The 9,430-nt window shown below is 68.9% G+C and carries 8 protein-coding genes; 5 read left to right on the forward strand and 3 right to left on the reverse strand.

What is annotated here, in order from left to right; all coding sequences use genetic code 11:
• Positions 1-25: 25 nt before the first annotated feature.
• Positions 26-2,239, reverse strand: a complete 2,214-nt coding sequence (gene katG / locus ACFQ7F_RS43555; RefSeq protein WP_383284503.1) for a catalase/peroxidase HPI — start codon at positions 2,237-2,239, stop codon at positions 26-28.
• A gap of 350 nt (positions 2,240-2,589) precedes the next feature.
• Between katG and ACFQ7F_RS43560 the strand changes: the two genes are divergently transcribed.
• Both ACFQ7F_RS43560 and ACFQ7F_RS43565 read left to right on the forward strand, forming a co-directional pair.
• The gene (locus tag ACFQ7F_RS43560) at positions 2,590-3,006 is read left to right on the forward strand and encodes a Fur family transcriptional regulator (protein ID WP_383284506.1); all 417 of its coding nucleotides are present in this window, start codon (positions 2,590-2,592) and stop codon (positions 3,004-3,006) included.
• A 61-nt stretch (positions 3,007-3,067) separates the two neighbouring features.
• A complete protein-coding gene (locus tag ACFQ7F_RS43565) occupies positions 3,068-3,499 on the forward strand; it encodes a VOC family protein (protein ID WP_383284509.1) in 432 nt (143 codons plus the stop codon).
• A 45-nt stretch (positions 3,500-3,544) separates the two neighbouring features.
• Here the strand turns inward: ACFQ7F_RS43565 and ACFQ7F_RS43570 are convergent, their stop codons facing one another.
• A complete protein-coding gene (locus ACFQ7F_RS43570) occupies positions 3,545-5,266 on the reverse strand; it encodes an acyl-CoA dehydrogenase family protein (RefSeq protein WP_383284512.1) in 1,722 nt (573 codons plus the stop codon).
• Positions 5,267-5,335: 69 nt separating this feature from the next.
• Positions 5,336-5,899, reverse strand: coding sequence for a PadR family transcriptional regulator (locus tag ACFQ7F_RS43575; RefSeq protein ID WP_383284515.1), 564 nt, complete (start codon positions 5,897-5,899; stop codon positions 5,336-5,338).
• Between the two features lie 358 nt (positions 5,900-6,257).
• On the opposite strand from ACFQ7F_RS43575, the gene ACFQ7F_RS43580 reads away from it, so the two are divergent.
• From ACFQ7F_RS43580 to ACFQ7F_RS43590, 3 genes are read left to right on the forward strand one after another with little or no spacing between them, the layout of a single operon-like run.
• Complete coding sequence (locus tag ACFQ7F_RS43580; RefSeq protein WP_383284518.1) at positions 6,258-7,862, forward strand: PP2C family protein-serine/threonine phosphatase; 1,605 nt, start codon at positions 6,258-6,260, stop codon at positions 7,860-7,862.
• Positions 7,859-8,953, forward strand: coding sequence for a B12-binding domain-containing protein (locus ACFQ7F_RS43585; protein ID WP_383284521.1), 1,095 nt, complete (start codon positions 7,859-7,861; stop codon positions 8,951-8,953). Before ACFQ7F_RS43580 ends, ACFQ7F_RS43585 begins: the two co-directional genes overlap by 4 nt.
• Positions 8,950-9,336, forward strand: coding sequence for an STAS domain-containing protein (locus ACFQ7F_RS43590; RefSeq protein ID WP_383284524.1), 387 nt, complete (start codon positions 8,950-8,952; stop codon positions 9,334-9,336). The genes ACFQ7F_RS43585 and ACFQ7F_RS43590 overlap by 4 nt, the downstream gene beginning before the upstream one ends.
• The last annotated feature ends 94 nt before the right edge of the window (positions 9,337-9,430 follow it).

Here is a 9,430-nt window from a genome sequence, read left to right on the forward strand (position 1 = left end):
GACCCTGACATCGTGATCAGAGAACTCAGACCAGGTCGAACCGGTCGAGGTTCATGACCTTGTCCCATGCCGCGACGAAGTCCTTGACGAACTTCTCCTTGGCGTCATCGCTCGCATAGACCTCGGCGAGCGCACGCAGCTCGGAGTTCGAGCCGAAGACCAGGTCGGCGCGGGTGCCGGTCCACTTGACCGCGCCGCTCGCGTCACGGCCCTCGAACTCGTCCTGCGCCGCGGACGTCGACTTCCAGGTCGTGCCCATGTCGAGCAGATTGACGAAGAAGTCGTTCGACAGGGTGCCCGGCTTGTCCGTGAACACTCCGTGCTTCGACCCGGCGTGGTTGGCGCCCAGGACGCGCAGACCGCCGACGAGGACCGTCAGCTCGGGCGCGCTCAGGGTCAGCAGGTTCGCCTTGTCGATCAGCAGGAACTCGGCCGGCAGACGGTTGCCCTTGCCGACGAAGTTGCGGAAGCCGTCGTTGGTCGGCTCGAGCGCGGCGAACGACTCGACGTCCGTCTGCTCCTGTGCGGCGTCGACACGGCCCGGCGTGAACGGCACCTCGACCTGGACACCTGCGTCCTTGGCCGCCTTCTCGACCGCCGCGGAGCCGCCGAGGACGACCAGGTCCGCCAGCGAGACCTTCTTGGCACCGGAGTTGAAGGACGACTGGATGCCTTCGAGCGTGCGAAGGACCTGCGCGAGGGCGTCCGGGTTGTTCACCTCCCAGCTGCGCTGCGGCTCCAGGCGGATACGACCGCCGTTGGCGCCACCGCGCTTGTCGCTGCCGCGGAAGGAGGACGCCGCGGCCCAGGCAGCGGAGACCAGCTGCTCGGTGGTGAGGTCCGAGCCGAGGATCTGCTCCTTGAGCGATGCGATGTCCGAGGCGTCGACCGGCTCGCCCTCGGCCGCCGGCAGCGGGTCCTGCCACAGCAGCACCTCGTCGGGCACCTCCGGGCCGAGGTAGCGCACGATCGGGCCCAGGTCACGGTGCGTCAGCTTGTACCAGGCGCGGGCGAACGCGTCCGCGAACTGGTCCGGGTTCTCGTAGAAACGCCGCGAGATCTGCTCGTAGACCGGGTCGAAGCGCAGCGACAGGTCGGTGGTGAGCATCTGCGGGCGGTGCTTCTTCGACGCGTCGAAGGCGTCGGGGATGATCGCCTCGGCGTTCGTCGCCACCCACTGGTTCGCACCCGCCGGGCTCTGGGTGAGCTCGTAGTCGTACTCGAAGAGGTGCTTGAAGAAGTCGTGGCCCCACTGCGCGGGGGTGGTGGTCCAGATGACCTCGAGACCGCTGGTGATCGCGTCCTTGCCCACGCCGGTGCCGTGGGTGTTCTTCCAGCCGAAGCCCTGCTGCTCCATGAGCGCGGCCTCGGGGTCGTCGCCGACGCTCTCGCTCGGGCCCGCGCCGTGGGTCTTGCCGAAGGTGTGGCCACCGGCGATGAGCGCGACGGTCTCCTCGTCGTTCATCGCCATGCGGCGGAACGTCTCGCGGATGTCGCGGGCCGCGGCGACCGGGTCCGGGTTGCCGTTGGGGCCCTCGGGGTTGACGTAGATGAGACCCATCTGGACCGCGCCGAGCGGGTTCTCCAGCTCGCGGTCGCCGGTGTAGCGCTCGTCGTCGAGCCAGGTGGTCTCGGGGCCCCAGTACACGTCCTCGTCGGGCTCCCAGACGTCGGCGCGGCCGCCGGCGAAGCCGAAGGTCTCGAAGCCCATCGTCTCCAGGGCGACGTTTCCGGTGAGGACCATGAGGTCGGCCCAGGAGAGGTTCTGGCCGTACTTCTTCTTCACCGGCCAAAGGAGCCGGCGGGCCTTGTCGAGGCTGACGTTGTCCGGCCAGCTGTTGAGCGGGGCGAAGCGCTGCTGCCCGGCACCGGCGCCGCCGCGGCCGTCGCTGATGCGGTACGTGCCCGCGCTGTGCCACGCCATGCGGATCATGAGCGGGCCGTAGTTGCCGAAGTCGGCGGGCCACCAGTCCTGCGAGGTGGTGAGGACCTCGGCGATGTCCCGTTTCACGGCCGGCAGGTCGAGGGACTTGAACGCCTCGGCGTAGTCGAACTCCTCGCCCAGGGGGTTGGCCACGGCGGGGTTCTTGGCGAGGATCTTCAGGTTGAGCCGCTCCGGCCACCACTGGCGGTTTCCACCGCCCTGGGTCGGGTGCGGTGCGCGACCGTGGGCGACCGGGCAACCGCCGGTCCCTTCCGGCTCGGGGTCGGTGACGATCGCGTCATGGTTGTCAGTCATGGGAATCCTTCCGGACGGGGCGGATCACGGTGCTCAGGAACTGCGAACGGCAGAGCAGTCGGGGGCGACGGGGGTGCGGCAGCGGGCGGGATTCTTCAACAGAGCGGGTTCCTGGTTCAGTTCCAGGCCTGGAACGCCCGCCTGCTCGACGGACTGCTTCTCCGTGAGCGGGGTACCGGATGCCGGGCCGGACGGACCCGTCTCCTGAAGTCACGCGCTGTTCCCTGCTGTTGCCCTGTCCCTTGGCCGTCGGCCGGAACTGATCCTACGATGGACGAAGTCCAAGTCAATACGACAGACGGGTCCGTACGAATTCAGTCGTCAGACAATGCACAGTTAGGCTGGTAGGCATGAGCGATCTTCTGCAACGGCTCCGCGGACGTGGCTGGAGGATGACCGCGCAGCGCCGGGTGGTCGCCGAGGTGTTCGACGGTGAACACGTCCACCTGACCGCTGACGAGGTGCTCGCCCGTGCCACGGCCCGGCTGCCGGAGATATCTCGCGCCACGGTCTACAACACCCTCGGTGAGCTGGTCTCCCTCGGCGAGGTGATCGAGGTGTCCACCGGCCGCGCGAAGCGGTACGACCCCAACGCCCATCACCCCCACCACCATCTGGTGTGCTCGGGCTGCGGCGCCATCAAGGACGTACACCCCGGCGGCGACCCGCTGTCCGCGCTGCCCGCCTCGGAGCGGTTCGGCTTCACCGTCTCCGCGGCCGAGGTGACGTACCGGGGAATGTGCCCGGACTGCGCCGCGTCCGGCTGAGCAACGCGGCACGGTCCGGGCACCCGTAAGGAGTCCGGACACCCGTCACTGGAGGCGCACCATGACCGTTCCCCACTCCCCCGTCCCGCGGTTCCACCTGGCCGTGCCGGTCGACGACCTGGCCGCGGCCCGTCTCTTCTACGGCGAGGTGCTCGGCCTGGAGCAGGGACGCAGCGCGGACACCTGGGTGGACTGGAATCTGCACGGCCACCAGTTCGTCACACACCTGGCACCGGAGCCCGCGCAGCGCCTGCACAACCCGGTCGACGGCCATGACGTCCCCGTGCCGCACTTCGGACTGATCCTGCCCGTGCCGGAGTTCCAGAAGCTCGCCGAGCGGCTGCGTACGGCAGGCGTCGAGTTCGTCATCGAGCCGTACGTACGTTTTGCGGGCCAACAGGGCGAGCAGTGGACGATGTTCCTCCTCGACCCGGCGGGCAACGCCCTGGAGTTCAAGGCGTTCGCCGACGACACCCAGGTCTTCGCCGCCTGACCCGCGCCCGCTGCCCCGCCGCCCCGGCTCGCGCCCCGAGGGGGGCTACGGCGCCATCTCGTACTCCCCGGCCAGCGCCTCGACGCGCTCCCACACCCGTGCCGAGCGCGCGTCGTCGACGACCGGGCGCCGCACCGCGCCGAGGGCCCAGCTCTGCTGCTCCTCGGTGGCGGAGTCCTTGCCGTGCAGCTCGACGGCGTGCGCGGAGAAGTCGCGTACGAGAACGGCGAACAGCTCGTCGAGCACGTCCCCGTCGAGGCCGGTCAGGCGCGCCTGCTCCAGGATCAGCTGGCCGTGCACGACAAGCGCGAACAACTGGCCGACCGCCAGGAGGAGGTCGAGGTCGCGGCTCTGCTCCTCGCCGGGGGCTGCCGTCGTGACGAACTCGCACAGGGCGTCCGCCTGTTCGCGGAAGCGGGCGACGTTGGGCACATCGGCGTACGCGTCGTAGGCGGTGCGCCAGTCGTGGAAGCGTACGGAGCCGAGGCCGCGGGCCGGTCCCTGCTTGAAGAGGAACGCGTCGTCGGCCGCGTCGAGCCGTGTCGGCACGGGTGCGTACTCGACGGGGTTGAGCAGGTGGTTGCCCATGAACTTGAGGATCAGCGCGAGGTTGACGTGGACGGTGCCCTCCAGCTTCGGCAGGCCACGGATCTCGACGGCGGCCTGGGCGAAGTAGGTGTCCTTCTCGAAGCCCTTGGCGGCGATGACGTCCCACATCAGGTCGATGACCTTCTCGCCCTCCGTGGTCACCTTCATCTTCGTCATGGGGTTGAAGAGCAGGTAGCGGCGGTCGTCGGGGCCCGCGGAGCGGAAGTAGTCGACGGCGCGGTCACTGAACAGCTTCATGCCGACGAGACGGACGTACGCGTCGGTCAGCTCGCGGCGCACGTGCGGGAAGGCGGTGACGGGGCGGCCGTAGAGGATGCGCCCGGTGGCGTGGGTGACGGCCTCGTACATCGCGTGCTCGCAGATGCCGATCGAGGCGGTGCAGAGGTTGAACTTGCCGACGTTGACGGTGTTGAGGGCGGCGTCGAAGGCGGCGCGGCCGGTGTGCAGCACGTCGTCGGGACCGACCGGGTAGTTCTCGAGGCGGAACTCGCTGACGTACTTCGACGAATCGACGACGTTCTTGACGAGGTGGTACGACTCGTGGCGGCTGTCGGCGGCGAAGAAGACGTAGCCGTCGGGGCCCTCGACGTCGGTGCGGCGGCCGAAGACGGAGACGAGTCCGGCCGCGTTGCCGTTGCCGATGTAGTACTTGGAGCCGCTGGCCCGGAAGCCGCCGTCGCCATCGGGCTCCAGGAGCATGTCCGTGGAGTAGATGTCGGCGCCGTGGGTCTTCTCGGACAGGCCGAAGGCGAACACCTCACCCTGGGAGAGGAGTTCCGCCGCGCGGGTACGGGCAGCCTCGTTCTCGCTCTGCCAGACCGGGCCGAGGCCGAGGATGGTGACCTGCCACGCGTACCAGTAGTCGAGTCCGTAGAAGCCGAAGATTTCGTTGAGGGCGGCGATCCGCGCGGTGTCCCAGCGCGCGTCCTGCTTCCCCTCGGCCGCGGAGGCCGGGGTGAGGAAGGTCGCGAAGAGACCCTCCTTGGCGGAGAAGTCGAGGAAGTCCGCCAGCCAGGCGCGGGTGCGGTAGTCCTCGATCAACTGGCGCTTGCCGCGGGCCTCGAACCAGTCGACGGTGGCGCGCAGCAGCCTGCGGGTCTCGGGGTCGAACTGCTTCGGGTCGTAGGTGCGCGGGTTGAACAGCAGCGGGTCGGCCATGAGTGTTCGCCTTTCCGGCTCGGGAGGTTGGGGAGGTTTCGGCGGTGAGGGGCGGTGGGGAGGGCCGGTTCAGTCCGCGGGACCGAGTCTGCGGAGGGTGTCGAGTACGTCGTCGAGCCAGGCGAGCGTCATCCGTTCGTACGCGATGCCGCCGCGCAGCACGACATGCTGCAGCTCACGCCCGGCATCGGGCGTGGCGGGCGCATCGGCATCGGGTCCGGTGAAGTCACGCCGCTCCCCCGCGAGATAGCGCGCGAGGCGGTCGGTGTGCGCCTGGCGGTGCCGCTCGACCTCGCGGACCAGTGCGGCCGGGTCGTCGAAGGCGGCACCGCGGATCTTCACGGCGAGCTCGTGTCGCACACTCTCGGGCTCGATCGGCTCGTGCAGCCACTGGGAGAGTACGGACCTCCCGATGGCGGCGACGGAGTACTCCTTCTTGTCCGGCCGTGCCTGCTGCGGCACCTCGCGGACGTCGATCCATCCGTCGCTCTCCATGCGTTTGAGCACGCGGTAGATCTGCTGGTGGGTGGCAGTCCAGAAGTAGCCGATGGACCGCTCGAACCGCCGGGCCAGCTCGTATCCGGAGCCCGGCTTTTCCAGCAGCGAGACGAGGATCGCGTGCTCTAGCGCCATGCCCCGATCCTGCTATGCAACTCGTTGCATAAACAAGTGGGGCAGCCCTGGTGAGACACGGCTCACCCGGACCACTTCGCACTTCACCATGAAGAACGTCAAGCCAGCCCCGTGGTCCGGGCACCCGTCAGGCGGGTCGCCCTGATGGGGTGTCCCGATTCGGGGCCTCCAAACTCCTTTGCAGCGACACGATTTCGCGGGTGCAAGTGCTGGTTGCCAGACGAGTATGGCTTGAGGGATGGTTGCTCAACGGCAACGTTCCTTCGAGTCGATGAGGTGAGGGATTCGCCCAGCGAGTCCTCAATTTTTGGTCTCTCCCCAAACGCAGATCGGCGCCGCCTCAGAGCACGGCACACCGTTGAGCCGTGCTCCCTACCCCGTGCTCGTCGCTGACGTCGGAGGCACCATCGTGCTGCGCAGCGATGCGGCCGGTGCGCTCCTGCCCGGGGCCTGCCCGGGAGCCGTCTTCACGGACGTGGTCCCCACCTGGCTCTCCGCAGCGCATGACGCGCTGGGAATGCCTGATGGGCGCGCCGACCGAGCGGCGGGCACACCGGTCTCGGGGGCGATCAGCGAGCGCAGCTTCGAGGCGCATTCCAGCGTGCAGGACGATGGCACCGTGGTGTGGTGGCTGGTCGATGACACCGACCACCGACTGGTGCGCGACGCCTTGCGCATGGAGCGTGAGCGGACCGAGTTCCTGGCCAAGGCGTCCAACCTGCTGCTCTCCTCCTTGAACCTGGAGCGCTGCATGGATGTGACCGCGCAGCTGGCCGCGGAGCACCTCGCCGATGCGGCACTGGTCATCGCTCCCTCGCGCGGGCAGCGACTGCCGGTGGTGACGTGTCTGCGCGGCGCCGGGCCCGTCCGGTCGCAGGAGTCGGCGGAACCGGACGATGTGCCCGGTCTCGGCGAGGCGCTGCGGGGCTTCCCGCCGGTGCCGTCGCGATGGATCGATCCCTCCGTCGCACCGGCCTGGATGGTGCCCGAGGGCTTCGGTCCTGTCGGCTCGATAGTGATCACCCCACTGCCCGGTCACGGCGTCGCAGCCGGCGCTCTTGTCCTGCTGCGCCGCTCCAGTACGGCGGCGTTCACCGATGGTGAGGAAGTCTTCGCCCGGCTGTTCGCCACGCGCGCCGGAGCCGCCATGTCGGCCGCGCGCCTGTACGCGGAGCAGATCTCGATCACCGAGGTCCTGATGCGCGAACTGCTTCCCCCCTCGCTGCACCAGATCTCCGGGGTGGATTTCGCAGGCGGCTACCGCCCGTCGGAGGACCACGAACGGATCGGAGGGGATTTCTACGACGTGCACCCCGCCGCCGCCGAAGGCGAAGCGTCGTTCGTGGCGCTCGGGGATGTCTGCGGCAAGGGTCTTGAAGCCGCCGTGCTGACCGGAAAGATCCGCAACACCCTGCATGCCCTGCTTCCCCTCGCGGATGACCACCAGCAGATGATCAGCCTGCTGAACACCGCTCTGGTCAATTCCCATCACACCCGGTTCGCCACGCTGGTTCTGGCTTCTGCCGTACGGGAGGGCAGCGGGGTGAACCTGCGGCTGACCAGTGCCGGTCATCCGGCTCCGCTGATCGTCCGTACAAGTGGTGTGGTGGAAGAGGCCGAGACGCGCGGCACGCTGGTGGGGGCGATCCCCGAAGCCGTTGCGCACACCGCTGCTGTCACGCTCGCGCCCGGGGAGTCCTGCGTCCTCTATACCGACGGGATCACCGAGGCCAAGGGCGGGCCGATGGGCGGGGCCGAGTTCGGTGAGAAGCGGCTCCAGCGTGTCCTTACGGAGTGCGCGGGTATGCCGTCCGCGGGCATCGTGGAGCGTGTCCAGATGCTCGCGTCCCAGTGGGTCGGAACGGGGCGGCACGACGACATGGCCGTCGTGGTGATCTCAGCGCCCCGCACCCACTATCTCAGTGCGGTGAACGGCCACACTCGGGGCAGGTACACCGCATGAAGACCCGTACCCCACACCGGCCGACGGCCGGCGAAACAGTCCGGCAACTGGCCGCCGAGCTGTGGGAAGCCGTATCGGCGGCCGACGAATACGCGGCAACCGACGTGGTGCTGCACGCTCTGGACGACGGCGTCGCACCGGAGAGTGTGCTGCTCGACGTGATCGCGTCGGTGCAGGGCAAGGTCGGTGAGGAGTGGGCCGCCAACCGCCTCACCGTGGCCCAGGAGCACGCCGCGACCGCCATCAACGAGCGGGCGGTGGCCGCGCTCTCCGTGCACCCGGCCGCTCGCACCACCCCGGACCGGGGCAGGGTCACAGTGGCCTGTGTGGACGGCGAATGGCACGCACTGCCCGCGCGCCTGCTGGCCGAGGTCTTCAAGCTCCGCGGCTGGCACGTCGATTACCTCGGCGCGCAGGTGCCCGCCCCGCACCTCATAGCCCACCTGCACCGCACCGACACCGACGTGGTCGCGCTCTCCAGCTCGATCGCGGCCCGGCTGCCCACCGCGCACGCCGCGATCACCGCCTGCCAGGCCGTCGGCGTACCCGTACTCGCCGGCGGAGCCGCGTTCGGACCCGACGGCAGGTATGCCCGTCTGCTCGGTGCCGACGCCTGGGCTCCTGACGCCCGAGCAGCGGCCGACCGCCTCGCCCGGACACCGCTGCCGCGCCCGCAGCCCGATCACCAGCCCATCGACGATCTGCCCCACCTGGACGACCAGGAATACACGATGGTCTCCCACAGCAGGACCACTCTCGTGCGCACCGTCTTCACCGCCCTCGAAGACGCGTTCCCCGCCATGCGCACGTACAGCGAAGCGCAGCGTGAACGCACCGCGGAAGACCTCTCGCACATCGTGGAATTCCTCGCCACCGCCCTCTACCTCGGCGACGAGGACCTCTTCACCCGGTTCATCACCTGGACCGCCCAGATCCTCACCGCCCGCGGCGTACCCGCGCGCAGCCTGCCGCCGGCCCTGAGCATCCTGACCCGCGAGCTCAAGGACTTCCCCAGAGCCACCCGGACCCTCCAACACGGCATCGACGCACTCACGCCCGATCGCCGCACCACCGCCGGAAAGTCAGCATGACCACCACGCCACCTTCTCCCCTGCGCCTGACCACGGTCGACACCGAGGACACCGTCCGTATAGAGCTCCACGGCGATCTCGACCACGACAACGCCGACCATCTCCTGCACGCTGTCACCGACAAGCTCGCCGGACACCCGCGCCTCGGCGACCTGCACCTGCACTGTGCCGGGCTCGATGTCATCGACTCCATGGGGCTCTCGATCCTGCTGATGATCCACCGCAGGACCAGCGCGGCCGGCGTCCGACTCCACCTGGACGACCGCACCGCGAAGTTGGATCGGCTCCTGACCCTCACCGGTACCCTGGACCACCTGACGGCGCCCCTCACCGGGCAACGTGAACTCCCCCCTCGGCAGCACGGCAGAACCCCCGATGACTAACTGAGTGTTTGGTCCGTGGAGGTGTGTTTGGTCCCGGGTTCAGGTGCCGCGCCAGTTGGGGGTGGCTTCGCCGGTGAGGCGGCGGGCCATGAGG

It is taken from the genome of Streptomyces sp. NPDC056486 (assembly GCF_042795295.1).
In the GTDB taxonomy this organism is placed as follows: domain Bacteria; phylum Actinomycetota; class Actinomycetes; order Streptomycetales; family Streptomycetaceae; genus Streptomyces.

What these genes read in the sequence shown, in the direction of transcription:
- katG (WP_383284503.1), bottom strand. Translation starts at nt 2,239, where the DNA reads ATGACTGACAACCATGACGCGATCGTCACCGACCCCGAGCCGGAAGGG.
- ACFQ7F_RS43560 (WP_383284506.1), top strand. Translation starts at nt 2,590, where the DNA reads ATGAGCGATCTTCTGCAACGGCTCCGCGGACGTGGCTGGAGGATGACC.
- ACFQ7F_RS43565 (WP_383284509.1), top strand. Translation starts at nt 3,068, where the DNA reads ATGACCGTTCCCCACTCCCCCGTCCCGCGGTTCCACCTGGCCGTGCCG.
- ACFQ7F_RS43570 (WP_383284512.1), bottom strand. Translation starts at nt 5,266, where the DNA reads ATGGCCGACCCGCTGCTGTTCAACCCGCGCACCTACGACCCGAAGCAG.
- ACFQ7F_RS43575 (WP_383284515.1), bottom strand. Translation starts at nt 5,899, where the DNA reads ATGGCGCTAGAGCACGCGATCCTCGTCTCGCTGCTGGAAAAGCCGGGC.
- ACFQ7F_RS43585 (WP_383284521.1), top strand. Translation starts at nt 7,859, where the DNA reads ATGAAGACCCGTACCCCACACCGGCCGACGGCCGGCGAAACAGTCCGG.
- ACFQ7F_RS43590 (WP_383284524.1), top strand. Translation starts at nt 8,950, where the DNA reads ATGACCACCACGCCACCTTCTCCCCTGCGCCTGACCACGGTCGACACC.